Raw genomic sequence first — 25,306 nt, forward strand, 5'->3', positions numbered from 1 at the left:
GGTGGCGCCTCGGTGGCCGTGGGCTGGGCGGTGGGGTTGTCGGACCGGCGGGCTAGCCTGCTGGCATGGGCCGCAGCCAGTCGTTGCCCCGAGGCGGTGACCCCCGCTTCGGGCCGGACGCCGACGACACCGGCTGCACCATCCTGCACGTCGACATGGACGCGTTCTACGCCTCCGTGGAGGTGCGCCGCCGCCCCGAGCTGCGCGGCCGGCCGGTGGTGGTGGGCGGCGTCGGCCCGCGCGGCGTGGTCAGCTCCGCCAGCTACGAGGCCCGGCGGTACGGCGTCCGCAGCGCCATGCCCACCGCCCGCGCCCGTGCGCTCTGCCCCGGCGCGGTCTACCTGCCGCCCGACTTCACCGCCTACACCGCGGCGTCGCGGGCGGTCATGCGGATCTTCCGGGATGTCACGCCGCTGGTCGAGCCGCTGTCGCTGGACGAGGCGTTCCTCGACGTGGCGGGCGCCCGACGGCTGTTCGGCCGGCCCGCCGACATCGCCGCGCTGATCCGCCGCCGGGTCGCCGAGGAGCAACAGCTGACCTGTTCGGTGGGCGTGGGGCCGAGCAAGTTCGTGGCGAAGCTCGGCTCCACCCGGGCCAAACCCGACGGCCTGCTCGTGGTCCCGGCCGCGCAGGTGCTGGAGTTCCTGCACCCGCTGCCGGTGTCCGCGCTGTGGGGCGTGGGGGAGCGTTCCGCGGACGCGCTGCGCCGCCTCGGCCTGCGCACCGTGCGCGACCTCGCCGAGGCGCCGGCCGGCCTGCTGCGCCGGGCCGTGGGCGAGGCGTCCGCCGCCCACCTGCACGAGCTGGCCTGGGGGCGTGACCCGCGTGGCGTCACGCCCGACCAGGTGGAGAAGTCGATCGGCGCGGAGGTCACGTTCGACACCGACGTGACCGACGCGGACGAGATCCGGCGGTCCCTGCTCGCGCTCGCCGACAAGGCCGGCGCTCGGCTACGGGCGGCCGGGCAGGTGGGCCGTACGGTGTCGCTCAAGGTCCGTTTCGCCGACTTCCGGACGATCAGCCGCTCCCGCACGCTCGCCGTGCCCACCGACACCGCCCGGGAGATGTTCGACACGGCCTGGGCGCTGTGGGGCGCGCTCGCCCCGGGCGAGCCGGTTCGGCTGGTCGGGGTCCGGATGGAAGGTCTCGCCCCTGCCGGGGAGACCCCGCAGCAGCTCACCCTCGGTGCGCCCGAGCGCGGCTGGCGCGAGGCGGAGGCGGCGGCCGACGCGGCGGCCGCCCGATTCGGGCGGTCCGTCATAGGTCCGGCCAGTCTTCTCGGCCGTCGTGATACACGACAAGTCGAAAAACCGACCCGGCCGTAGGTCGTCCCGCTTTCCGACGCGCGGGGGCCCTCGTAGACTTGCGGGTAAGCAGCCGGTTGGCTGCCACGGTCTGTCGGCCCGCCCGGGCCGACCAACGTGACCGGGGAGGAGTGCCGTGCCGCTCTCGGAGCACGAGCAGCGGCTGTTCGAGCAGATCGAGCGGTCGCTTGCCGAGGACCCCAAGTTCGCCTCGGCCGTGCGCGCCAGCGACCCGCGTTTCCACGCGCGGCGTCGCGTGCTCGTCGCTGCCGGCGTGGTCGTCGCTGGTCTGGCCCTGTTGATCTACGGTGCCGTGATCAAGATTCCCGCGGTGGCCGTGGCGGGTTTCGTCGTCATGCTGGCCTCGTTGGGCTACGCGGTGCAGTCGCACCGCCGATCCCAGTCGCCCGACCTGCACGTGGTCGGCGGCACGACGAGCCGGCGTCGTCCCCGTGGCCGCAGTGGTGGTGGTCGCCGGGGCTCCTTCCTCGATCGGATGGAGGACCGCTGGCGGCAGCGCCCGGAGGGCCACCGCTGACCGCGTCCCGCCCCTGACCCGGGGCGGGAACCGGCGGCGCCTCCGTAACCGGCCGGCCAGCGCCGCCGGGGCGTATTGCTGCCGGTCGCCGGGCAGCGCGGGCGAGGGCCCGCGCTCCGTCATGCCCGCGATCGACCCACCCACCGTCCCCGCCACTCGACGCACCCCCGCGGCCCGCCGCCTCTGCACACCCTCGGACGTCTCCAGCCGGCACGTGCTGCCGGGTCCGCCCCACACATGAGCGTGTGCACCGCGCCCGGAACGCCCCGCACGTGAGCGTGCGCACCGCGCCCCGGTCGCCCCGCACGTGAGCATGCGCACCGCGCCCGGGTCGCGGCAGGGCAGCTCCCCGTCGTGCCCAAACCTCCCCGCCTCAGCGCCACGCCAAGCGCCTCCTCGCGCCCGCCAGCAGGCGCCACACCCGCCCTCACCCGCGATCTTGCACTTTCGGTCCGAGCGGTGCCCCGAATGTCCCCTTCACCCGGGCGCAAACTGCAAGATCGCCGGGCCGGGCCGGGCCGGGGCGGGCCGGGCGGGCCGGGGCGTCCAGCTCACCTGATCAGCCATGCGCGCCCGGCAGGCGGGATGCGCTGCCCGTAATCCGGGAGCCGCCGTAGATCTTGGTAGGAAAGGGCCCCTATGGGGGCCGTTTCCTACCAAGATCTACGGCGCGTCCGGGCCAGAAGCGGTGATCAAGGAGGTTGTGTCTTCAGCGGGGCTCGATTCGGACACAAACTCCTTGATCACCGCCGAAGGGCGGGCGGGCCGCGCGGGAGGGGAGGGCCGGGGGCGGGTGGGAGGGGCAGGGCGGGTGGGTCAGCGGGTGGGACGGTGGGCCAGGAGGCGGCGCGGGCTCCAGCGGGTCATGTGCTGCCGGACCTGACCGCTCGTGGTCACCACCATCGCCGACCGCTCGGCCAGGGCGGTACGCCAGCGTTGCAGCACCGACGGGGGCAGCAGCGCGGCCAGCAGCCGGGTACGGCGGCCGGCACCCGCCGCCAGCGCGCCCCTGACCGTACGCAGCGCCGGCTGCAACTCCGCGTCGGTCAGCGGGTCACGGGCGTAGCGGGCGCGTTCCTCGGCGCGGCCGAGCAGGCGTACCCCGGTCGCAGCGTCCCCGCGCTCGGCGAGTGCCTCCCGGGCCAGCCGCTCGGCGGTGGCCCGCGGGGTCTCCGTGCGGTCCACCTGGACGTGGAAGTCGACGAGCGTGTCGAGCAGCTCGTCCCAGGCGGCGTGCGCGTCGGCGCGGGCCGCCTCGGCGTCCACACCGACGACGACCGGCCGCGTCTCGCCGCGCTGGCCCGGCACCGGCAGCGCGGCGGCCGCGGGCGGGACCGCCCGGACGCGCCGGCGTCGGCGCAGCGCGGAGCGGCGCAGGGCCGGTACGGCGAGCAGCGCCAGCAGCGCCAGCGCACCGGCCAGCCACCACGGCCAGACGGGGCTCTCCTCGGCCGGGCCGCCCTGGTCCAGCGTCAGGCCCTGATCGGTGTCCTTGTCCAGCCGGTCCGCCTCGTTCGGCCCGGCCGACGGGCCGGCCGCGTCGGGCGCGCTGGTGCTGCCGGCCGACGGGGTGACCTCCTCGGGGGCATCGATGTCCGGCGCCCAGGCGGAGCGGACCGAGCCGGGCACGGCCGCCGCCGGGGTGGCGTCGAAGGGCACCCAGCCGATGCCGTTGAAGTTGACCTCGGTCCAGGCGTGCAGGTTGCGGTTGGTCAGCACGTACGTGCCGTTGTCGGCCTTGCTGCCGTTGGTGAAGCCGACGGCGACCCGGGCGGGGATGCCGGCGGCCCGGACCAGCCAGGCCATCGCCGCGGCGTACTGCTGGCAGTAGCCGACCTTGGTGGCGAGGAAGTCGGTGATGTCCTCGCCGCTGCTGCCGTTGCGGGTGGACAGCGCGTAGGCGAAGCCGTTGTCCACGGAGAAGTAGTCGTAGATCGCCCGGACCTTGTCGTAGTCGTTCGACTTGTCCTTCACCAGCTCGGCGACGAGTTCCTCGACGGCCGGGACGGACGGCCGCTCGGTCTGCTGCCGCATCACCGGACTGTCCGAGGGCAGCGAGCGGGCCGCCCGCAGCGCCGCCGGGCTGAAGGTGGACCGGACGTAGTCGAACGAGTAGCTCTTGCCACGGGCGCTGTCCCGGTTGGAGAAGACGACCTGCTGATTCGTGTCGTACAGCCAGTTGCCGTTGAGGTCTTCGGTCTTGACCGGCTCGGTGTAGACCGGCAGCAACGGCATGTTCAGGTTCTTCGTCACCTCGACCGTGGCGCGGTAGCGCTGCCGGTCGACACCGCGCGGGGCGTCGTCCCCCGGGTCGGGCAGGGAACGGGCGACCGACTTCCCGGTCGGCACACGTGCCTGGAAGCCGCTCGGCCGCAGGTCGTCCACCACGCCCAGGCGCAGGTAGAACGGGGTCGTCTCGTTGGTACTGACCTTGACCAGCTCGATTTCCTCGCTCTGGTTGAGCTGGCCGCTGAGCGCCGCGAACAGGTCGACCCTGCCCGAGCTGCCGCCCTGGCCCGGGCGCCCGTTGCCCTCGCCGGGCCCGGCGCCGACGTTGTTCAGCAGCCCGCCGGTCATGCCGGGCACTGCGAGCGGCAGCGCCACCGCCACGATCACGCCGACCACGGCGAGCCGCCGTCCGGCCGCGGCGAGCGGGGACGCCTCCCAGACGTCCACGTCACGGCCCTCGCCGGTGAACCGGCGGCCGAACCGGCGCACCCGGTCGACGTTGTCGGTGACCAGCAGCCAGAGGTAACCGGCGGCGCCCACAACGAACGGGGTGGCCGGGACGCTGTCCACGTAGACCGCGACCGGCACCGAGTAGATGGCGAGCATCGGCAGGCCGGCCAGCGCCGGACGGCGCAACCCGACCGCGAGCACGTCCACCACCACCGCGACCGCGCCGATGCCGAGCACCGCGAGGAACAGCAGCGAGTCGACGTCCGGCACCTTCACGCCGTACGAGCGCATGTCCTGCAACGACGTCTGCAGCAGGTCGCCGAAGTGCCCGAACGTCGCAGGGGTCGGCACGAACGCGAGCAGTTCGGTGCCGCCGGGGAAGACCCACGTCAGGCCCAGGGTCAGCCCGGCCAGCATGGCCAGCACCTGTCCCCACAGCGGCATCCGGCCCAGCCGGCTCAACGCGGCCGATCCGGCCACCACGGCGACCACGACGGCGGCCTGGATCAGCCAGGTCCAGCGTTCGAAGATCGCCGACAGCGGGGCCGCCGCCAGCAGCGTCGCCGCCGCGGCGACGAACCCGATGTTGCGGTGCGGGGTCACAGGACCATCCCTCCGGTCATCGTCGTCCGCCGGCCACCGTCTCGGCCATGGCCGCCCGCAGCGCGAAGCCCTGCGAGCCCCGTCCGGCCTGCGGCCACAGCATCGGCAGCCGGGTGCCGTGCTCCACCCCGATGACCCGCCAGCCGCTCTGCAGCAGCGTGAGCGCGGCGGCGCCGTGTGCCCGCTCCGCCTCGGCCCGGGCGTTCGGCGGCAGGTTGAGCCAGGTGTTGCTGTCGAGCAGGAACGCCACGCAGGTGGCCCCGTTGCCGCGCAACCCGGCCAGCAGTTCCGCCTCGGCGGTGCCGAGCGTGCCGAGCAGCGCGATGATCAGGCCGCCGTCGGCCCGCTGCCGGACCTGCTGCACCAGCGTGGTGATCTCACCGCGCCGGTCCAGGTGCACGTCGGCGAGGTGGTCGAGAAGCAGTCCCTCGCCGCCCGCCTCGGTGGCACCGACGTCGGCGCCGTTGCCGGTGACCAGCCGCAGCTTGTAGCCGGCCTCGCGCAGGTGCACGGCGATGCTGGCGGCGGCCGAGACCGCCCACTCGAAGCTGGCCGTCGGGCCCTCGCCCCGGTGCCCGGCGGCGCGGGTGTCCAGCACCACCGTGGCCCGGCTCTCCCACGGCTGCTCCTCGCGGCGCACCATCAGCTCACCGGTGCGGGCGGTGGACTTCCAGTGCACCCGGCGCAGGTCGTCGCCCATCCGGTACTCCCGGGTGGCGGCGTCGTCCTCGCCGTGCACCGCCACCGAGCGGGCCCGGCTGTCGCCGCTGCCGGCGTACTCGCCTGGTAGCCGGACCGACGGCAGCGGGGTGACCTGCGGGATCACCGTGAGGTGGTCGGTGCTGGGGAACGACCGGGTCAGCTCGCACAGGCCGAACGGGTCGGTCAGCCGGATCACCAGCGGCCCCACCTCGTAGCGGCCGCGCACGTCCGCGCGGACCGTGTACGCCACGGAGCTGGCCTGGTGCGCGCCCAGCCGCTCCAGCACCACCCGGGGCCGGCTACCGAGCGCGTACGGCAGGCGGTCCTCCAGCAGCAGCGTGCCGGTGGGCAGCCGGGACAGGTTCTGCAGCCGCAGCACCACCCGGGAGCTGGCACCGACCGGCACGCGGTGCGGCTCCAGCGACCTGTTGCAGGCCAGCTTGTACCGGCTGCGTCCGACGTACGCGGCGGCCAGCAGCGGCAGCACGGCGAGCAGGACCGCCACCCGGAGCAGGTCCTTCTCGCCGAGGATGCCGGCGGAGATCGCGGCGGCCACCGCGGCCGCCAGGAAGGATCGGCCGCGGGTGGTCAGCCCACGCAGGCCGTCGCGCACGTCACGGCCTCCGCGGCTCGTACGGCCCGCGGCCGTTGTTGCCGCCGCCGGGCCGGGTGTCGTACGGCGAGCGCTGCCGGTCGTGCGGGAGCGGCAGGCGGTGCACCAGTTCGGAGACGATCGCGTCGGTGGTGCGCCGGGCCAGCTGCGCGTCGGCGGTCGGGATGATCCGGTGCGCCAGCACCGGCACCGCGAGCACCTGGAGGTCGTCCGGCAGGACGTAGTCGCGGCCCTCCAGGGCGGCCACCGCGCGGGCGGTGCGCAACAGCTGGAGCGTGGCCCGCGGGGACGCGCCCAGGCGCAGGTCGGGTGCCTCCCGGGTGGCGGTGACCAGGTCGATCGCGTACTGCTTGACGGCGTCGGCGACGTGCACCTGCCGGACGTGGCCGATCAGCCGGCGGACGGTGGCCGCGTCGGAGACCGGCCGCAGCCCCGGCAGCGGGTCGGTGGCGCCGTGCCCGTCGAGCATGGCCAGCTCGGCGCGCGGGTCCGGGTAGCCCATGGCGATGCGGGCGGTGAACCGGTCGCGCTGCGCCTCGGGCAGCGGGTAGGTGCCTTCCATCTCGATCGGGTTCTGCGTCGCGATCACCATGAACGGCGTCTGCAACTGGTAGGTGACCCCGTCGACGGTGACCTGCCGCTCCTCCATGCACTCCAGCAGCGCCGACTGGGTCTTCGGCGAGGCCCGGTTGATCTCGTCGCCGACCACCAGGTTGGCGAAGACCGCGCCGGGGCGGAACTCGAAGTCGTGCGTCTCCTGGTTGTAGACGCTGACGCCGGTGACGTCGCTGGGAAGCAGGTCGGGGGTGAACTGGATCCGCCGGACCGAGCAGTCGATGGACCGGGCCATCGCCTTGGCGAGCTTGGTCTTGCCGACGCCGGGCACGTCCTCGATGAGCAGGTGGCCCTCGGCCAGCAGCACCGCCAGGGCGAGCCGGACGGTGGCGGTCTTGCCCTCGATGACCTGCTCGATGTTGGCCACGATGGCCTCGCTGGCGGCGCGGAACTCGTCGTGCGGCAGCAGACCGCCCACCTCGTCCCAGGTCTGTTGTGTCACGGGCCTCCTCCTCGTCGCCTGGACGGCAGCTCTTTATAGAGCACCTGGACCCGCCGTTGGGTTCGCGACGCCGAGCCTCGTCTGCCGCAGAAATCTCATTGGCCTCTCAGGCTAACCATGTTTGTCGTTACTGCCGACTCCCGCAGGTGGTCGGTCGGTTACGCCCGGAATATTCGCCGGACCGGGGGACCGGCTGCCGCGGGTGGAACGGGCGCGCCACCGCCGAGGGGTGCGAGGTACACTGCCTGCATGGCCGGGTTCTTCCTGCTTCTTACCGAGCCGTGTTGATGCGCTGAAAGCGCGACAGCACGGCCGCCCCTCCTGCGCGAGGGGCTTTTTTGTGCCCGCAGCAGACCGCCCACAATTTTTTCGAATCGATCCGCGCCGAGGAGACGCCATGAGTGAGGCAGCCGCACCGGCGACCGACATCCCCCCGTTCCGGTACACCGCCGCCCTGGCCGACGAGATCGAGCACCGCTGGCAGGACACCTGGGCGCGGGAGGGCACCTTCCACGCGCCGAACCCGGTCGGCCCGCTGGCCGACCCGGACCACCCGCGGGCGGGCGCCGAGAAGATGTACGTGCTGGACATGTTCCCGTACCCGTCCGGTGCCGGCCTGCACGTCGGTCACCCGCTGGGCTACATCGGCACCGACTGCTACGCCCGTTACCAGCGGATGGCCGGGCGCAACGTGCTGCACGCGATGGGCTTCGACGCGTTCGGCCTGCCCGCCGAGCAGTATGCGGTGCAGACCGGCACCCACCCGCGGACCACCACCGAGGCCAACATCGAGCGGTTCAAGGCGCAGCTGCGCCGGCTGGGGCTGGCCCACGACGAGCGGCGCTCGGTGGCGACCATCGACACCGACTTCTACCGCTGGACCCAGTGGATCTTCCTGCAGATCTTCAACTCCTGGTACGACGCGGACGCGAAGAAGGCCCGGCCGATCGCCGAGCTGATCGCCGAGTTCGAGGGCGGCACCCGCGCCACCCCGGACGGGCGTCCGTGGGCCGAGCTGACCGTGGGGGAGCGGCGGCGCGTCGTCGACGACCACCGGCTGGCGTACGTCTCGGAGGCGCCGGTGAACTGGTGCCCGGGCCTGGGCACCGTGGTGGCCAACGAGGAGGTCACCGCCGACGGCCGCTCCGAGCGCGGCAACTTCCCGGTCTTCAAGCGCAACCTGAAGCAGTGGATGATGCGGATCACCGCGTACGGGGACCGGCTGCTGGAGGATCTGGACACACTGGACTGGCCGGAGCCGATCAAGCTGCAGCAGCGCAACTGGATCGGCCGGTCGACCGGCGCGCACATCGACTTCCCGACCGACGCCGCCCCGGTGCGGGTGTTCACGACCCGGCCGGACACCGTCTTCGGTGCCACCTACATGGTGCTGGCGCCCGAGCACGAGCTGGTCGACGTGCTGACGCCGGCCGCCTGGCCGGAGGGCACCCGGGACGCCTGGACCGGCGGCCACGCCGGCCCGCGTGAGGCCGTCGAGGCGTACCGGAAGGCCGCCTCGGCCAAGACGGACGTGGAGCGGCAGGCGGACAGCAAGGAGAAGACCGGCGTCTTCGTCGGCGCCTACGCCACCAACCCGGTGACCGGCGGGCAGATCCCGATCTTCATCGCCGACTACGTGCTGGCCGGGTACGGCACCGGCGCGATCATGGCGGTGCCGGCCCAGGACGAGCGGGACTGGGCCTTCGCCGAGGTGTTCGAGCTGCCGATCGTGCGGACCGTGCAGCCGCCGGAGGGCTTCGACGGCAAGGCGTACACCGGTGACGGCCCGGCGATCAACAGCGCCGCGCCGGAGCGCGGCATCGACCTGGACGGTCTGGGCGTGGCCGACGCGAAGGCGCGCATCATCGAGTGGCTGGAGGCGAACGGGCACGGCGCCGGCGCGGTCACCTGGCGGCTGCGCGACTGGCTGTTCTCCCGGCAGCGCTACTGGGGCGAGCCGTTCCCGATCGTGTACGACGAGACCGGGGCGCCGATCGCGCTGCCCGAGTCGATGCTGCCGGTCGAGCTGCCCGAGGTGGAGGACTTCTCGCCGAAGACGTTCGACCCGGAGGACGCCGACAGCACCCCGGAGACCCCGCTGTCGCGGCGGCGCGACTGGGTGGAGGTGGAGCTGGACCTGGGCGACGGGCCGAAGCGCTACACCCGTGAGACGAACGTGATGCCGCAGTGGGCCGGCTCCTGCTGGTACGAGCTGCGCTACCTGGACCCGGCCGACTCGCAGCGCTTCGCCGACCCGGAGAACGAGGCGTACTGGATGGGGCCGCAGCGTCCGGGCGACTGCGGTGGCACCGACCTGTACGTCGGCGGCGCCGAGCACGCGGTGCTGCACCTGCTGTACGCGCGCTTCTGGCACAAGGTGCTGTACGACCTGGGCCACGTCTCGTCGTACGAGCCGTTCCGCCGCCTGTTCAACCAGGGCATGATCCAGGCGTACGCGTTCGTCGACCCGCGCGGCGCCTACGTGCCCGCCGAGGAGGTCGTCGAGGTCGACGGCCGCTGGTTCCACGGCGAGACCGAGGTCCGGCGCGAGTACGGCAAGATGGGCAAGTCGCTGAAGAACGTGGTCACCCCGGACGACATGTGCGCGGCGTACGGCGCCGACACGTTCCGGGTGTACGAGATGTCGATGGGCCCGCTGGAGGTGTCCCGCCCGTGGGACACCCGGGCCGTCGTCGGCTCGTACCGGTTCCTGCAGCGGGTCTGGCGCACCGTCGTCGACGAGCAGACCGGCGAGCTGCGGATCACCGACGAGCCGGCCGACGAGGCGACCCGGCGGCTGCTGCACAAGACGATCGACGGGGTCCGCGCCGACATGGACGGGATCCGCTTCAACACCGCCATCGCCAAGCTGATCGAGCTGACCAACGGCCTGACCCGGCTGACGCGTACCCCGCGCGAGGTGGCCGAGCCGCTGGTGCTGATGGTCGCCCCGTTCGCCCCGCACATGGCCGAGGAGCTGTGGCGCAAGCTGGGCCACGACACCTCCCTGGCGTACGCGGACTTCCCGGTCGCCGACCCGGCCCTGCTGGTGGCCGAGTCGGTCACCTACCCGGTGCAGGTCAACGGCAAGGTCCGGGGCCGAATCGAGGTGCCGGCCGACGCGACCGAGGAGACCGTCCGCGCGGCGGCGCTGGAGGCGGTCACCGGCGCGCTGGGCGGCAAGGAGCCGCGCAAGGTGATCGTGGTGAAGGGCCGGATGGTCTCGGTCGTCGCCTGACCGTCCACCGTGTGCTTGAGGCGCGTCCCGTTCGCGGGACGCGCCTCAACCCGCCGGCCGGACCGTGTCGGCCGCCTTCGCCGCCGGGTCAGCCGGCCGGTCCGGCAGACCGGCGCCGTTCGGCCCGCCACCAGCGGTGGATGATCAGCAGACTGGCGATCAGGCCGAGGCTCGCAGGCGCGGCCGCGTACCAGTTGATCGAACCGGGCGTGGTCACCGCCGCACCGATCGCCGCGTAGCCGATCGCGGTCGGGGCGGAGGCGATCACGCTGCCGGCCAGGAACGGCGCCACCCGGGCGGCGGTGGTGCCGTAGCCGTAGCTGACCAGGCCGAACCCGGCGATCGGCAGCAGCCGTACGGTGATCACGCCGAAGACGCTCTGCCGGGCGAACCAGCCGTCGAGGCGGGCCAGCCGGCCGCGTACCCGCTCGGCGACGAAGTCGCGGCCGAGCACCCGGCCCACTGTGAAGCCGATGGCCGCCGCGAGCAGCGCCGCGCCGAGCGCGTACGCGGCGCCCTGCACCGGGCCGAAGATCGCGCCCGCGGCAAGCGTGACGAATGTCCGCGGCACCAGCGCCACCAGCAGCAGCGCACCGCCGATCACCGCCGCGGGCGGGCCGTAGCCGCCGAGCGAGTCGGCGAACCGGGGCAGGTCGGCCGGGTCCGGCCGGGGCACCAGCAGCAGCGTCACGCCGAACCCGGCGAGCAGCAGCAGAAGCAGCCCGAACCGGCGCGCCGAGGGCTGCCGCAGCAACCCGGCGAGCCGGCGGGCCACCGGTCGCCGCCCCGGCCGGGCGGCGCCGGTCACGGCCTCGGGGCGGCGGCCACCGCGGTGCGGCGCTCGGAGCGGAGGCGGTCGGCCCAGGTGTCGTCGAGCGGCGGGAGCTGGTGGATGCCGGTCGCCCAGCGCAGCAGCAGGTCCGCCAGGTCGGGGTTGCGCGCCAGCGCCGGGCCGTGCGAGTAGGTGCCGAGCAGCTTGCCCCGCCAGGCGCCCTCGGTGGCGCCGTCGTTGCCGACGCCGGTGGTGACGCGGGCCAGCGGGGACACGCCCGGGCCGAGGTGGGTACGGCCGCCGTGGTTCTCGAACCCGGACAGGTGCGGGATGCCCAGCCGCGGGTCGACCTCGCCGGCCAGCTCGCCGACGGCCCGGGTGGGCCCGCGGTCGGAGGAGAGGTCGAGCAGCTCCAGGCCGGCGCAGCGGGTGCCCTTGGCGAAGAAGGAGGTGCCGAGCAGCTGGTAGCCGGCGCAGACGCCGAACACCACCGAACCCTGGGCCACCGCCCGGTGCAGGCCGCCGTCGGCGATCAGGCGCTGGGCGCCGAGCGCCTGCGGACCGTCCTCACCGCCACCGAGCAGGTAGATGTCGGCGGTGGCGGGCAGCCGCTGGTCGGAGCGGACCTCCAGCACCTCGACCGGCATGCCGCGCAGCTGGGCCCGGCGGGCCAGGATCAGCGCGTTGCCCCGGTCGCCGTAGGTGGACAGCAGGTCGGGATAGATCCAGACGATGCGCAGGCTCTCAGTTGACACGGTCCAGCTCCGCTCGGATGTCCTGGAAGGCGGTGTAGTTGGCGATGACCTCCAGCCGGCCCGGCGGCACCGCGCGGACGGCCTCGTCGAAGCTGCGGACGTGCTGGAACGGCACGCCGTTCACCTCCAGCCGCACCGCCAGGTCGTACGCCCGGTCGCCGGTGATCAGCACCTGCCGGCCGGTCAGCGGGGAGAAGTCCACGTCGAACAGCCAGGAGGTGTCCAGCCCGTCGGGGTCGCGGGCGTTGATGGACAGCAGTGTCGGCGCGACGTCGGCCATGTCGAACGCCTCCAGCCAGCTCGCCGGGTTCTTCGCCAGCAGCAGCCGGATGTTGCGCCCGTCGCGGTCGACCTGGGCGTAGCGGCCGGCCACCGAGGTGACGGTGCCGAGCCGGGACACCGCGTCCACCGGGCGTACGCCGAACTCGGCGGCTACGGCCAGCGCGGTGGCCGCGTTGCCGAGGTTGACCTTGCCGGGGAGCTGGAGCTGGATCTTGTGCCAGGCGCCGGTGGGGTCGAGCACGCCGTCGTCCTCGACCGTCCAGTTCGGCTCGGGACGGCGCAGCGGGCAGCCGGTGCACCACCACTGCTCGCCGGAGCGCTGGATGGTGGAGCCGCACTCGGGGCAGACCCAGGAGTCGTCGTGCCAGCGCTGCCCGGCGCTGAACCAGGTGACGTGCGGCGGCACGTGGCCCTGGGCCGGGTCGGCCGGCGGGCAGGCGGCCCACACCACCATCGGGTCGTCGGCGTTGGCGACCACCCGTACCCGCGGGTGCCGGACCAGGGCGGCGCGCCAGAGCTGCGCCATCATGGCGACCTCCTTGGCGCGGTCGAGCTGGTCGCGGGAGAGGTTGAGCAGCGCCACCACGTGCGGCTCGGTCGCCTCCAGCACCTGGGCCAGGTAGTGCTCGTCCACCTCCAGCACCGCGTACGGCGTGCTGCCGGCCTTTGCCAGCGCCGAGGTGTGGCCGGTGGGCATGTTCGCGCCGAAGGAGTTGGTGGCGACCCGGCCCAGCACGCCGACCGCGGCGGTGGTGAGCCGGGTGGTGGTGGTCTTGCCGTTGGTGCCGGACACCAGGGCGATGGCCCGCCCGGCCGAGAGGTGGGCGAGCAGGTCCGGGTCGATCTTGAGGCCGATCCAGCCGCCGATCACCGAGCCGTCGCCACGGCCCGCGGCCCGCGACAGCGCCGCGGCGGTGCGCGACACGGAGCTGGCCACCTTTGCCCGCAAGGGCATCTTCGCGTCCGTCACGCGAGCGAGGTTACCGGACCGCCACCTCCACCAGATCGCCGCCGACGGCGAACCGTTCGGCCGGGGACGGCCCGGCGGACGGGCGGAGCGCGTGGGGCCGGACGGCGGCGGTCGATGTCGGGTAGCGGACGGTGTGGGGCGCGCCCCACCCCCTCCACTCCGCCCCACCCGCGTTGACGTGCGGTTTTGCGCGCGGAAACGCCACGCCACGCGGGCGATTCTGGTTGCAGGTGGAGGGAAGTGGAGTAGAGTGGGGCGCGATGGTGAGGCCGGGAGGGCCACACCGGCCCGGGGGGTCAGCGGCGCCGCGAACGCCGCTCAGGGCGAGGGGGTTGGGCCGATGTTCCTCGGCACCCACACTCCGCGCCTGGACGACAAAGGCCGGTTGATCCTGCCGGCGAAGTTCCGGGACGAACTGGCGGGGGGTGTCGTGATCACCAAAGGGCAGGAGCGCTGCCTCTACGTCTTCCCGATGCCCGAGTTCCAGCGGATCGCGGACCAGTTGCGCGCGCAGCCGATGACGAGCAAGGCGGCCCGGGCCTACAGCCGGGTCTTCTTCGCCAGCGCACACGACGAGGTGCCGGACAAGCAGGGGCGGGTCACGATTCCCGGCCACCTGCGGTCGTACGCGGCACTGGACCGGGATCTGGTCGTGATCGGAGCGAGCACCCGGGTGGAGATCTGGGACAGGGCGGCCTGGGAGGCCTACCTCGCGGAGAGCGAAGACGACTTCGCCGACATCGAGGAGGGGGTGCTGCCCGGCGGTCTGTAGGGCGTGACGGCGCCCGACGTACTGCGAGATCTCCAGCCGCTTTCGAGTTCCTGGCACCCCTTCCCCGGTGCCAGGCGCACGATCCGACACGGAGGGCCGCGGCCTCCGGCGGGCGGGAGCGGATGGGGATCTGGCGGTATGGCGAGGCGTCGTGGCGACGACGGACACGTGACGGAACGGTTGGCGAACGGGGTGGGGGTCGAGATGGGGGAGCTACGCGGCACGCACGTGCCGGTGCTGCTCGAGCGGTGTCTCGAGCTGCTGGCCCCCGCACTGGGCCGGCCCGGTCGCACCGTGCACGTCGACGCCACGCTCGGCCTGGCCGGGCACGCCGAGGCGGTGCTCTCGGCGCATCCGGACACGGTGCTGATCGGCCTGGACCGGGACACCGAGGCGCTCGCCCACGCGCGGGTCCGCCTGGCCCGGTTCGCCGACCGGATCCACCTGGAGCACGCCGTCTACGACGAGCTGCCCGAGGTGCTCGACCGGCTCGGTTACCCGGCGATCGACGGGGTGCTGTTCGACCTCGGCGTCTCGTCCCTGCAACTGGACGCGCCCGACCGCGGGTTCGCGTACGCGCAGGACGCGCCGCTGGACATGCGGATGGACCAGACCCGGGGGGTGACCGCCGAAGAGGTGGTCAACACGTACTCCCACCCGGACCTGGCCCGCCTGCTGCGGGTGTACGGCGAGGAGAAGTTCGCCGGGAAGATCGCCTCGGCGATCATCCGGGAACGGGAGCGCAACCGGATCACGTCCTCGGCCCGGCTGGCCGAGCTGGTCCGCGACGCCATTCCGGCACCGGCCCGACGAACCGGTGGACACCCGGCAAAGAGAACGTTTCAGGCTTTACGGATCGAGGTAAACAGAGAACTGGCAGCGCTGGAGACGGCGCTGCCGGCTGCTCTGGACAAGCTCACAGTGGGCGGCCGCATGGTGGTCCTGTCCTACCACTCGCTGGAGGACCGGCTCACCAAGCAGGCGCTCGCCGATCGGGTCCGCAGTAAGGGCCCGATCGACCTCCCGGTCGAACTGCCCGGGTCGGGCCCGACGTTCCGGCTGTTGAGCCGGGGCGCCGAGCTGCCCGGGGAGGCAGAGGTGGCCGCGAACCCGCGTGCCGCCTCGGTGCGGCTGCGGGCCGCGGAACGGCTCGACCCGGAGGCGGCCCGGCAGGGGCGTACCGACCGCGAACGGTACCGCCGCCGGGTGAAGGCGATGCACCAACCGGGGACGGGGTCACCGGGGTCCGGCGAGGACCCGCGGTCGGCCCCGGGGGACGCGAACGGGACGGACGAGGAGGGGGAGGGGACATGAACGTCGAGAAGCGCGACGGCCGGGGAGCCGTCGGGCAGCGCGCACCGCGGTCGGGGGGCCGGACCGCGGCGCAGCGCACCACGCGGGACACGACCGCGACCGACCGCCGGGAGCAGGCTCGCGCCCGGGGGGCGCGCGAGTTTCCGACGCAGGGCAGCGCCGCGCTGCGGCCGGCCGAGCGTACCCGGGTCACCGGTGCGCCCGCGCCGCGCCTGCGGGTCGCCCCGCCGGCGCCGATCCGGGTGCCCCGGGCCCCGTTCGTCGCGCTGATCCTGGTGCTGGTGGTCGGCGGGGTGCTGGGCATCCTGGCGGTCAACACCAAGATCAACGAGAACGCGTTCAAGCTGGAGAAGCTCCAGCAGCAGCAGGCCAAGCTGGACGTGGACGAGCAGGAGCTGCGCAAGGAGATCGCCAAGCAGGAGGCGCCCGGCAACCTGACCGCCAACGCCCGGCGGCTCGGCCTGGTCGAGTCCGAGGACCCGGCCTACATCCGGCTGCCGGACGGCCAGACCATCGGGGTGCCGCACCCCGCGCAGGGCGACCCGTCGGTCACCAGCCGGCAGGGCAACGGAGGCTGAGTCATGCCGCCGAGATCGGATGATCCGCGCCGGGACGCCACGGGCTCCCGGCGCGGATCGTCGCGGGGGTCGGAGCCGCGCGAGCCGGGCCTCGGGGGGATCTCCGACGCCCGGGCGTACACCCCGCGCGGGCGGACCGTGCGCGAGGGCGGCGGCGCCGAGCAACGGCGTACCCCCCGCAGCACCCGGTCCGGCGACCCGTTCCGGCCCGCGTTGCAGGTGCTCGACGGCGGCCGGGCCGGGCGGGCCGGCACGCGTGAGCCCGCCACCGACGGCGCCCGGTCCGGCCGCCGGTCCACCGCCGCGGGCGGCCGGGCCGGCGTGGTGCGGACCGTCTCGTCCCGGCCGGTGCGTGAACCGTTCGACGACGAGGAGGACGCGCCGCCACCGCGCCGCCGGTCCCAGCCGCGCCGCCCGGCCGCGCAACCCCGCCGGCCGGTACGCAAGCCGCGCCGGCCGCCGCGACTCGGCGACCCGCGCCGGCGGCTGCGGCTCGGCACCGTGCTGGCGCTGGCGCTGTTCGCCAGCATCGGTGTGCGGCTGGTCTACCTCCAGACCGTGGACACCCCGGCGTACGCCGACGGCGGCCTGCCCGACCGGCTCGCCGTGGTCGAGCTGCCGGCCCCGCGCGGGGCGATCCTCGACCGCGACGGCGAGCCGCTGGCGCACAGCGTCGAGGCCCGGTACGTGTTCGCCGACCCGACCCTGGTCAAGGACCGCGCCGCCACCGCGCGGGAGCTGTCCCCGCTGCTCGGTGTGCCCGCCTCCGATCTGGAGGAGAAGATGCGCCCGCGCACCCTGCCCGGCACCGACACGCAGTCGCGGTTCGTCTACCTGGCCCGCGGCGTCGAGATCAGCACTGCGAAGAAGATCATGGCGCTCGACCTGGCCGGCATCAACGTGCACCGCGACGAGCGGCGCGAGGTGCCCGGCGGCGACCTGGCCGCCAATCTCCTCGGGTTCGTCAGCCAGGACATGAACGGCCTGGAAGGGCTGGAGGCCAAGTACGACGACGTGCTGCGCGGACAGGCCGGCAAGCGGACCTACGAGGTGGGCCTCGGTGACCTGGCCGCGCCCATCCCGGGCGGCTACAGCCGCACCACCCAGCCGCAGCCGGGCAGCTCGCTGAAGCTCACCGTCGACCGGGACCTCCAGTTCATGACGCAGCGGATCCTGGCCAAGCAGACGGCCAAGGTGAAGGGCAGCGTCGGCGCCGCGGTGATCATCGAGGTGCCGAGCGGTGAGGTGCTGGCGCAGGCCAGCCAGCCGACGTACGACGCGGCGAACCCCACCAAGGTCGGCTCCCCGGCGGACCGGGACGACGCGGCCACCACGTTCGTGGTCGACCCCGGCTCGATCCACAAGGCGATCACGTACGGCGCGGCGCTCCAGGAGGGCGTGATCACGCCGGACACCAAGTTCCCGGTCTCCGACACGATCGTCCGGGGCGGCGTCACCTTCCGCGACACCCACCCGGCCGGCGGCCGCACCATGAGCATCCCCGGCATGCTCGCCTTCTCGTCGAACGTCGGCACCATCGAGATCGCCGAGAAGCTGGGCAAGGACCGGCTGTTCGACTACCAGAAGCGGTTCGGGCTGGGCGCGGCGACCGGCGAGGGTATGCCCGGCGAGGCCTCCGGCCGGCTGCTCCCGCCGGACCAGTGGAGCGGCTCGGCGTACGGGTCGGTGCCGATCGGGCACAGCGTGGACGCCACGCCGCTGCAGATGGCCGCCGCGTACGCCACCATCGCCAACAACGGCACGTACGTGCAGCCGCACCTGGTCAAGGAGACCATCGGCGCGGACGGCAAGCGCAGCCCCGCCGCCGCGCCCACCACCCGCTCGGTGCTCAGCCCCGACAACGCGGCGGCGCTGCGCCGGATGATGGAGGCGGTCACCACTGTCGACGGCCCGGACGGCCAGGCCACCGGACTGGCCGCCGCCGTGCCCGGCTACCGGGTGGCCGGCAAGACCGGCACCGGGCTGCGATACGAGAACGGCAAGGAACAGCCCGGGCCGGTCGGCTCGTTCATCGGCATGGCCCCGGCGGAGAACCCCCGGTACGTGGTGGCGGTGTTCGTCTGGAGCCCCGGCGGCGAGGGCGGCGCGGTTGCCGCGCCCGCGTTCCGGGAGATGATGGGCTTCACTCTCCGCCACTACCGGGTGCCGCCGTCGCTGACCAACAAGTCCCCGAAGTTCGAGGTCTTTCCGCGCTGAGCGGGGGCGGCGGGACATCATCGGTGAGTGGCGACGAACCACCGGGGCGGCTGTGCGGTCGGAACCGGACGACCGGGTAGGGTCTGACGCCGTGCCCGGCAATCCACGTCCCACAACCGTGCGTCCCGTACGGCTCGGCGACCTCGCCGCCCGCGTGGCGGCGACTCTGCCGGAGGAGGCCGACGAATCGGCCGTCACCGGCGTGACCCACGCCAGCCAGGAGGTACGCCCCGGCGACCTGTACGCCGCCCTGCCCGGTGCCCGCCGCCACGGCGCGGAGTTCGCCGCCGCGGCGGCGGAGGCGGGCGCGGTGGCCCTGCTGACTGACCCGGCCGGCGCGGCGCTCGCCGCCGGCACCGACCTGCCCGTGCTCGTCGTCGACGACCCGCGCGACGCGCTCGGCGAGGTGGCCGCGATCGTCTACGGCGACCCGACCGCCGGCCTGACCGTGATCGGGGTGACCGGCACCGCCGGCAAGACCTCCACCAGCTACCTGGTCGAGTCCGGGCTGCGCGCCGCCGGGCACGTCACCGGGCTGGTCGGCACCGTGGAGACCCGCCTCGGCGACCTGGTGATCGACAGCGTCCGGACCACCCCGGAGGCCACCGACCTGCACGCCATGCTCGCCGTGGCCCGCGAGCAGGGGGTGGACACGGTGGTGATGGAGGTGTCCAGCCACGCGCTGGCGATGGGCCGGGTCGGCGGCGTCCGGTTCGACGTCGGCGGCTACACCAACTTCGGCTCCGACCACCTGGACTTCCACGCCGACGAGGCGGACTACTTCGCGGCCAAGGCCAAGCTGTTCGACGGCCGCTGCCGGGTCGAGGTGCTCAACCACGACGACCCGGCGCTGCGCCCGCTGGACAAGCCCGGCACCGTCACCTACTCGGCGGCCGGTGACCCGGACGCGACCTGGTGGGCCGAGGGCATCGACGGCGAGGGGTACGCCCAGCGGTTCACCCTGCACGGCCCGGACGGGCTGACGCTGCCCACCGGCGTGGCGCTGCCCGGCCGGCACAACGTGGCGAACGCGCTGCTCGCGGTCGCCCTGCTGGTCGCCGCCGGGGTGGACCCGGAGACCGCGGCGCGCGGCGTGGCCGCCTGCGGCGGCGTGCCCGGCCGGCTGGAACTGGTCAGCGGCGACGCCCCGGTACGCGGGGTGGTCGACTACGCGCACAAGGCCAACGCGATCGAGGCGGTGCTCACCGCGCTGCGCGGCCTGACCGAGGGCCGGCTGATCTGCGTGCTCGGCGCGGGCGGCGACCGGGACCGGGGCAAGCGGCCGGTGATGGGCGGCGTGGCCGCGCGCGGCGCCGACGTGGTGCTGGTGACCGACGACAACCCGCGGACCGAGGACCCGGCCGCGATCCGGGCCGAGGTGCTGGCCGGCGCGTACGCCGCCGCGACCCCGGCCCGCGTCATCGAGGTGCCCGGGCGGCGGGCGGCGATCGAGGAGGCGGTCCGGGTGGCCGAACCGGGTGACGTGGTGGCGGTGCTTGGTAAGGGCCAGGAACGCGGCCAGGAGATCGGCGGCGAGGTGCTGCCGTTCGACGACCGGGTGGAGCTGGCGGCGGCGCTGCGCGCCCGCTTCGGTGACCTGGTGGGGCAGCGGTGATCCCGCTGACGCTGGCCGAGGTGGCCACCGCCGTCGACGGCCGGCTCGTCGGCGCCGACCCGGACGCCCGGGTCACCGGCACCGTCGAGTTCGACTCCCGCAAGGTGAACCGGGGCGGGCTGTTCGTCGCCTTCCCCGGCGAGCACGTCGACGGCCACGACTACGCGGCCGGCGCGGCCTCGGCCGGCGCGGTGGCGGTGCTCGGCACCCGGGAGCTGCCGGGCGTGCCGATGGTGCTCGTCGGCGACGCGCTCGACGCGATGGGCCGGCTGGCCCGCGCGGTGGTGGACCGGCTGCCCGGGCTGACGGTGATCGGGCTGACCGGCTCGTCCGGCAAGACCACCACCAAGGACCTGATCGCCCAGCTCGCGGTCCGGCTCGGCCCGACCGTGGCGCCGCCCGGCTCGTTCAACAACGAGCTGGGGCACCCGTACACCGCGCTGCAGGCCACGCCGGAGACCCGCTACCTGGTGATGGAGAAGGGCGCCCGCGGGGTCGGGCACGTCCGCTACCTGTGCGACGTGGTGCCGCCGCGGATCTCCGTGGTGCTCAACGTCGGCGTGGCGCACCTGGGCGAGTTCGGCTCGGTGGAGACCATCGCGCTCGCCAAGGGGGAGCTGGTCGAGGCGCTGCCGGAGGACGGGCTGGCGGTGCTCAACGCCGACGACCCGCGGGTCGACGCGATGGCGTCGCGTACCCGGGCCCGGGTGGTGCGCTACGGCGAGTCGGAGCGGGCCGATGTGCGCGCCGTGGACGTGACGCTCGACGGCCGGGGACGGCCCTCGTACACCCTTGTCACCCCGGAGGGCAGCGCGCCGGTACGGCTCGGGCTGACCGGCCGGCACCAGGTCTCCAACTCGCTCGCCGCCGCGGCGGTCGGCCGGGAGCTGGGCCTGCCGCTGCCCGAGCTGGCGGCGGCGCTGAACGAGCTGGGCCTGGTCTCGACCCGGCGGATGGACGTCTTCGAACGCCCCGACGGGGTGACCGTGATCGACGACTCGTACAACGCCAACCCGGCCTCCACCGGCGTGGCGCTGCGGGCGTTGGCCAGCATGCGCGGCGACGGGCGTACCGTCGCGGTGCTCGGCTACATGGCCGAGCTGGGTGACTTTGAACGGGAGGGCCATCAGCAGGTCGGCCGGCTCGCGGCCGAACTGGGAGTGGACCGGCTGCTCGTGGTGGGCGAGCCGGCGGCGCCGATCCACGAGGGCGCGACAGCGGTAGGCAATTGGGGAGGAGAGTCGGTGCTGCTCACCGATCAGGCGGCGGCCGTCGAGGTGCTGCGGAGCGAGCTGCGTCCGGGAGACGTGGTGCTGGTGAAGGGCTCCCGGTACCGGACCTGGGAGGTGGCCGACGCGCTGCGCGCGGACGCCCGGGAGGGTGCGACGGAGGGCGGCGCCGCATGAGGGCGGTCATCGTCGCCATCGGGGTCGCGTTCCTGATCTCGCTGTTCTGCACGCCGATCGCGATCAAGGTGTTCGCCCGGCTGAAGGCCGGCCAGCCGATCCGATCGAACCTCGGGCTCGCCAGCAACGAGGGAAAGAAGGGCACGCCGACGATGGGCGGCGTGGTCTTCATCCTGGCCACCGTCATCGCGTACGTCGCCGGGCACCTGGCCCTGACCACGCTGCCGGACGCGCAGATCGCGCAGGTCGAGCCGACCATCACGGCGCTGGTGCTGCTGGGGCTGATGGTGTTCTCCGGCGCGGTCGGCTTCATCGACGACTTCCTGAAGGTGCGCAAGCGGCACAGCGGCGGTCTCAACAAGCGGGGCAAGCTGGCCGGGCAGATCCTGGTCGGCGCGGTCTTCGGCGCGGTGGCCGTCTACTTCCCGTCGAGCATGACCGACGCCGGCGGCAACGCGACGAACACCGAGACCGTGGGCAGCACCACGCTGAGCTTCATCCGGGACATCCCGGCGCTGGAGATCGGCAAGATCGGCGCGGTGATCGTCATCATCATGGTGGTCATGGCGGCCACCAACGGCGTCAACCTCACCGACGGCCTGGACGGCCTGGCCACCGGCGCCTCGGTGATGGTGCTGGCGGCGTACGCGCTGATCGCGTTCTGGCAGTACCGGCACTGGTGCGCCGACCCGAACTACACCGAGTCGTACTGCTACGCCGTGCGCGACCCGCTGGAGATCGCGCTGATCGCCGGCGCGGCGGCCGGCGCCTGCGTGGGCTTCCTGTGGTGGAACACGTCCCCGGCGCGGATCTTCATGGGCGACACCGGCGCGCTCGGACTGGGCGGCCTGATCGCCGGCATGGCGATGTCCACCCGCACCATCCTGCTGCTGCCGATCCTGGGCGGCCTCTTCGTGATCATCACGATGTCCGTGGTCATCCAGATCATCTCCTTCCGTACCACCGGCAAGCGTGTGTTCCGGATGTCGCCGTTGCAGCACCACTTCGAGCTGGCCGGCTGGAGCGAGGTCAACATCGTGGTCCGGTTCTGGATCATCGCCGGTATCGGGGTGGCCATCGCGCTGGGCCTGTTCTACAGCGAGTTCCTTGCCGCGGTCAGCTGACGGCTCGGGTGTAAGGAAGGGCCCCTCATCAACAGACGTCTGTTGATAAGGGGCCCTTGCTTCAGATCCGACACGCCGACCGGGCGGTTGCGCCACGGGCGGGCGGGTCGACCGGCCATGATGGGCCTGTGGGGGAGGGACGAGACATCCAGGTGACCAGCGACCCGCCGGCCCGCCGTGCCCCGGCGGCCACGCCACCGGCCGAACCGCCGGCCGCACGCTGGGATCCGGCCGGTGGCCTGGCCGCGCTGCGCGGCCTGCTGGCCCGGCCGCTGGCCTCGTACTACCTGCTGCTGTCCAGCGCCGGCCTGCTGCTGCTGATCGGCCTCACCATGGTCTTCTCCGCCACGAGCGTGAAGGACTTCGCCGAGGGCGGCGACGCGTCCGCGTCCCTGACCAAGCAGGCCGTGTTCGCGGTGATCGGCATCGGCGCGTTCTGGGCCTGCCAGCGGCTGCCCGCGCGCACGTTCCGGGCGGTCAGCCGCCCGGCGCTCGGCGTTGCGGTGGCGCTGCTGCTCACGCTCAACCTGCTCGTCGCGCTGAACTCGCTGTTCGGGGTGACCTCGATCGGGCCGCTGAAGGCCGAACTGCTGTGGCTCTCCCTCGGCCCGATCTCGCTGCAACCGGTCGAGGTGGCGAAGTTCGCGCTGGTGCTGTGGGCGGCGCACGTGCTGGCCCGCAAGGGCGCCGCGCTGGGCTGGTGGAAGGAACTGGCCACGCCGCTGTTCCCGGTGGTGGGCCTGCTGTTCGTGCTCGTCGGCTACAACGACCTGGGCAGCATGCTCTGCCTGCTGGCGCTGGTGGTCGGGATGCTCTGGGCGGCGGGCGTACGGGCCCGCGTCTTCGCCGCGCTGTCCACGATCGGCCTGGCCGGCGTCGGCCTGCTGGTGGCCGCCGCCTCGCTCGGCGCCGGCTCCGGCTCCCGGGACGCCGACAACTACCGGCTGGGCCGCCTCACCATGTGGCTCGACCCGCCGGACCCGAAGACCTGCTTCGAGCAGCAGCTCGACTACTGCTACCAGCTCGTGCAGGCCCGCTACGCGATCGGCAACGGCGGCTGGTTCGGCGTCGGCCTCGGGCAGAGCTCGCTGAAGTGGAACTACCTGCCCGAGGCGCACAACGACTTCATCTTCGCCATCGTCGCCGAGGAACTGGGCGTGGTCGGCTGCACAGTGGTCCTGACGCTGTTCGCCGTGCTCGCGTACACCGGGATGCGGATCGCCCGCCGGGTCGAGGACCCGTTCCGCCGGCTCGCCGCCGCCGGCGTGACCGCCTGGCTGGTCGGCCAGGCCGTCATCAACATCGGTGGCGTGACCGGACTGCTGCCGCTGACCGGCGTACCGCTGCCGTTCATCTCCGACGGCGGCAGCGCCCTGGTGGTGACGCTCGCCGCGATCGGCATGCTCGCCTCGTTCGCCCGCGCCGAGCCGGATGCGGCGCGAGCGCTGCACGCCCGTCCGCCCGCCCGATGGGTCCGACTAGTGTGGGCCCCGTTGCCGCCGCTTCCCGGCCGGCGCCGCCGACCGGCGCCGCCCCCGGCCGACCGAGGGTCCGTGCCCCGGTCCCGTCAGCGGCGGCAGGACGACCAGGCCGCGCCCCGCGGCGCCCGGTCCGACCGGGCGCGCGCCGGCGCGGCGAGCGAGAGGAGACGCTGATGGGTCCGCTGCGTTCGGTGGTGCTCTGCGGAGGGGGTACGGGCGGGCACATCTACCCGCTGCTCGCCTTCGCCGACTGCCTGCGCCGACACGACCCGAGCGTCCGGATCACCTGTCTGGGCACACCCAAGGGGCTGGAGAACGAGCTGATCCCGCCGGCCGGCTACGACCTGCGGCAGATCCCGGCCTACCAGCTGCCCCGGTCGGTGAACATGAGCCTGGTGCGTACCCCGGACCGGATGTGGAAGGCGGCGCGCGCGGCGGGCAAGGTGATCGACGAGGTCCAGGCCGACGCCGTGGTCGGCTTCGGCGGGTACGTCTCGGTGCCCGGTTACCTGGCCGCGTGGCGGCGGGAGCTGCCCATCGTCATCCACGAGGTGAACGTGCCGCCGGGCGTGGCGAACCGGCTCGGGATGAAGTTCACCAAGAACGTCGCGGTGGGCTTCCCGCACCAGCCGGCCCAGGCCGAGGCGCTGCGCGACGCCCGGGTGGTCGGTGTGCCGCTGCGCCGGGGCATCGCCGGGCTGGACCGGGCCGCGCTGCGGGACGCCGCGCGCGCCCACTTCGGACTCCGCCCCGACCTGCCGGTGCTGTTCGTCGCCGGTGGTTCGCAGGGTGCCCGCTCGATCAACCTGGCCGTCTCCGGCGCGGCGAAGGAGCTGGCCCGCAACGGTGTGCAGGTGTTGCACGTCATCGGCGCCCGTAACGAGCCGGTCTCCGTGCCGACCGACCTGCCGGTGCCGTACGTCACGCTGCCGTACCTGTCCGAGATGGAGCTGGGCTACGCCGCGGCCGACCTGATGCTTGCCCGGGGCGGCGCGATGACCTGCGCCGAGGTGGCCGCGATCGGCCTGCCCACCGTCTACGTGCCCTACCCGCACAGCAACCAGGAGCAGAAGCGCAACGCGCTGCCGGTGGTGGAGGCGGGCGGTGGCCTGCTCGTCGACGACGCCGAGATGACCCCGGCCTGGGTGGAGCGGACGGTGATCCCGCTGATCCGGGACCCGCAGCGGCTGTACGCGATGAGCCACGCCGCAGCCGGCTACGGCCGCCGCGACGGCGACGTGGCGTTGCTGAACTTCGTCTACGAGGCGGTCTCCCGCTGATGAGGG

18 protein-coding genes are annotated in these 25,306 nt (G+C 73.6%); 12 read left to right on the forward strand and 6 right to left on the reverse strand.

Going from position 1 to position 25,306, the window contains the following annotated elements; translation table 11 throughout:
• Nucleotides 1–65 precede the first annotated feature (65 nt).
• Nucleotides 66–1,325 carry a DNA polymerase IV gene (locus IRY44_RS16225; protein WP_194801208.1) on the forward strand — a complete coding sequence of 420 codons (1,260 nt, stop codon included), beginning with the start codon at nucleotides 66–68 and terminating at the stop codon, nucleotides 1,323–1,325.
• Nucleotides 1,326–1,440: 115 nt separating this feature from the next.
• On the forward strand, nucleotides 1,441–1,842 hold the full coding sequence (locus IRY44_RS16230; RefSeq protein WP_128139017.1) for a DUF3040 domain-containing protein: 402 nt from the start codon (nucleotides 1,441–1,443) through the stop codon (nucleotides 1,840–1,842).
• Between the two features lie 816 nt (nucleotides 1,843–2,658).
• Here IRY44_RS16230 and IRY44_RS16235 read toward each other — a convergent pair.
• Genes IRY44_RS16235 through IRY44_RS16245 form a run of 3 tightly spaced genes read right to left on the reverse strand, consistent with a single transcriptional unit; the run spans nucleotide 2,659 to nucleotide 7,496 of the window.
• Nucleotides 2,659–5,124: a DUF3488 and transglutaminase-like domain-containing protein gene (locus IRY44_RS16235; RefSeq protein ID WP_194801209.1), complete on the reverse strand. Its 2,466-nt coding sequence runs from the start codon at nucleotides 5,122–5,124 to the stop codon at nucleotides 2,659–2,661.
• 16 nt (nucleotides 5,125–5,140) lie between these two features.
• A complete protein-coding gene (locus IRY44_RS16240; protein ID WP_194801210.1) occupies nucleotides 5,141–6,439 on the reverse strand; it encodes a DUF58 domain-containing protein in 1,299 nt (432 codons plus the stop codon).
• Between the two features lies 1 nt (nucleotide 6,440).
• Nucleotides 6,441–7,496: a MoxR family ATPase gene (locus tag IRY44_RS16245; RefSeq protein WP_013287615.1), complete on the reverse strand. Its 1,056-nt coding sequence runs from the start codon at nucleotides 7,494–7,496 to the stop codon at nucleotides 6,441–6,443.
• Between the two features lie 397 nt (nucleotides 7,497–7,893).
• Between IRY44_RS16245 and leuS the strand changes: the two genes are divergently transcribed.
• The gene (gene leuS, locus IRY44_RS16250) at nucleotides 7,894–10,734 is read left to right on the forward strand and encodes a leucine--tRNA ligase (RefSeq protein ID WP_194801211.1); all 2,841 of its coding nucleotides are present in this window, start codon (nucleotides 7,894–7,896) and stop codon (nucleotides 10,732–10,734) included.
• Nucleotides 10,735–10,822: 88 nt separating this feature from the next.
• On the opposite strand, the gene IRY44_RS16255 is transcribed toward leuS, so the two are convergent.
• From IRY44_RS16255 to IRY44_RS16265, 3 genes are read right to left on the reverse strand one after another with little or no spacing between them, the layout of a single operon-like run.
• A complete protein-coding gene (locus tag IRY44_RS16255) occupies nucleotides 10,823–11,509 on the reverse strand; it encodes a TVP38/TMEM64 family protein (protein ID WP_370584961.1) in 687 nt (228 codons plus the stop codon).
• A 29-nt stretch (nucleotides 11,510–11,538) separates the two neighbouring features.
• Nucleotides 11,539–12,261, reverse strand: coding sequence for a type 1 glutamine amidotransferase (locus tag IRY44_RS16260; protein ID WP_013287612.1), 723 nt, complete (start codon nucleotides 12,259–12,261; stop codon nucleotides 11,539–11,541).
• Nucleotides 12,251–13,498, reverse strand: a complete 1,248-nt coding sequence (locus IRY44_RS16265; protein ID WP_128138608.1) for a MurT ligase domain-containing protein — start codon at nucleotides 13,496–13,498, stop codon at nucleotides 12,251–12,253. Before IRY44_RS16265 ends, IRY44_RS16260 begins: the two co-directional genes overlap by 11 nt.
• A gap of 355 nt (nucleotides 13,499–13,853) precedes the next feature.
• On the opposite strand from IRY44_RS16265, the gene mraZ reads away from it, so the two are divergent.
• From mraZ to murG, 9 genes are all read left to right on the forward strand, one after another.
• Entirely contained in the window at nucleotides 13,854–14,285 is a 432-nt protein-coding gene (mraZ, locus tag IRY44_RS16270; protein WP_073831045.1) for a division/cell wall cluster transcriptional repressor MraZ, read from the forward strand.
• Nucleotides 14,286–14,489: 204 nt separating this feature from the next.
• Entirely contained in the window at nucleotides 14,490–15,599 is a 1,110-nt protein-coding gene (gene rsmH / locus IRY44_RS16275; RefSeq protein WP_194801303.1) for a 16S rRNA (cytosine(1402)-N(4))-methyltransferase RsmH, read from the forward strand.
• Entirely contained in the window at nucleotides 15,596–16,177 is a 582-nt protein-coding gene (locus IRY44_RS16280) for a hypothetical protein (RefSeq protein WP_194801213.1), read from the forward strand. The genes rsmH and IRY44_RS16280 overlap by 4 nt, the downstream gene beginning before the upstream one ends.
• Before the next feature lie 3 nt (nucleotides 16,178–16,180).
• The gene (locus IRY44_RS16285) at nucleotides 16,181–18,394 is read left to right on the forward strand and encodes a penicillin-binding protein 2 (protein ID WP_194801214.1); all 2,214 of its coding nucleotides are present in this window, start codon (nucleotides 16,181–16,183) and stop codon (nucleotides 18,392–18,394) included.
• A 52-nt stretch (nucleotides 18,395–18,446) separates the two neighbouring features.
• The gene (locus tag IRY44_RS16290; RefSeq protein WP_194801215.1) at nucleotides 18,447–20,009 is read left to right on the forward strand and encodes a UDP-N-acetylmuramoyl-L-alanyl-D-glutamate--2,6-diaminopimelate ligase; all 1,563 of its coding nucleotides are present in this window, start codon (nucleotides 18,447–18,449) and stop codon (nucleotides 20,007–20,009) included.
• Nucleotides 20,006–21,415, forward strand: coding sequence for a UDP-N-acetylmuramoyl-tripeptide--D-alanyl-D-alanine ligase (gene murF / locus IRY44_RS16295; RefSeq protein WP_194801216.1), 1,410 nt, complete (start codon nucleotides 20,006–20,008; stop codon nucleotides 21,413–21,415). The genes IRY44_RS16290 and murF overlap by 4 nt, the downstream gene beginning before the upstream one ends.
• Nucleotides 21,412–22,539: a phospho-N-acetylmuramoyl-pentapeptide-transferase gene (gene mraY / locus IRY44_RS16300; protein ID WP_091420798.1), complete on the forward strand. Its 1,128-nt coding sequence runs from the start codon at nucleotides 21,412–21,414 to the stop codon at nucleotides 22,537–22,539. Before murF ends, mraY begins: the two co-directional genes overlap by 4 nt.
• Before the next feature lie 152 nt (nucleotides 22,540–22,691).
• Nucleotides 22,692–24,194, forward strand: a complete 1,503-nt coding sequence (locus IRY44_RS16305) for an FtsW/RodA/SpoVE family cell cycle protein (protein WP_370584962.1) — start codon at nucleotides 22,692–22,694, stop codon at nucleotides 24,192–24,194.
• Nucleotides 24,194–25,300 carry an undecaprenyldiphospho-muramoylpentapeptide beta-N-acetylglucosaminyltransferase gene (murG, locus tag IRY44_RS16310; protein WP_120568825.1) on the forward strand — a complete coding sequence of 369 codons (1,107 nt, stop codon included), beginning with the start codon at nucleotides 24,194–24,196 and terminating at the stop codon, nucleotides 25,298–25,300. The genes IRY44_RS16305 and murG overlap by 1 nt, the downstream gene beginning before the upstream one ends.
• The last annotated feature ends 6 nt before the right edge of the window (nucleotides 25,301–25,306 follow it).

It is taken from the genome of Micromonospora sp. ANENR4 (genome assembly GCF_015354395.1).
In the GTDB taxonomy this organism is placed as follows: domain Bacteria; phylum Actinomycetota; class Actinomycetes; order Mycobacteriales; family Micromonosporaceae; genus Micromonospora; species Micromonospora aurantiaca.

Bases quoted from the DNA above. Each gene is read 5' to 3' on its own strand.
- IRY44_RS16225 (WP_194801208.1), top strand. From the start codon at position 66: ATGGGCCGCAGCCAGTCGTTGCCCCGAGGCGGTGACCCCCGCTTCGGG.
- leuS (WP_194801211.1), top strand. From the start codon at position 7,894: ATGAGTGAGGCAGCCGCACCGGCGACCGACATCCCCCCGTTCCGGTAC.
- IRY44_RS16265 (WP_128138608.1), bottom strand. From the start codon at position 13,498: ATGCCCTTGCGGGCAAAGGTGGCCAGCTCCGTGTCGCGCACCGCCGCG.
- mraZ (WP_073831045.1), top strand. From the start codon at position 13,854: ATGTTCCTCGGCACCCACACTCCGCGCCTGGACGACAAAGGCCGGTTG.
- rsmH (WP_194801303.1), top strand. From the start codon at position 14,490: ATGGGGGAGCTACGCGGCACGCACGTGCCGGTGCTGCTCGAGCGGTGT.
- IRY44_RS16280 (WP_194801213.1), top strand. From the start codon at position 15,596: ATGAACGTCGAGAAGCGCGACGGCCGGGGAGCCGTCGGGCAGCGCGCA.
- IRY44_RS16285 (WP_194801214.1), top strand. From the start codon at position 16,181: ATGCCGCCGAGATCGGATGATCCGCGCCGGGACGCCACGGGCTCCCGG.
- mraY (WP_091420798.1), top strand. From the start codon at position 21,412: ATGAGGGCGGTCATCGTCGCCATCGGGGTCGCGTTCCTGATCTCGCTG.
- murG (WP_120568825.1), top strand. From the start codon at position 24,194: ATGGGTCCGCTGCGTTCGGTGGTGCTCTGCGGAGGGGGTACGGGCGGG.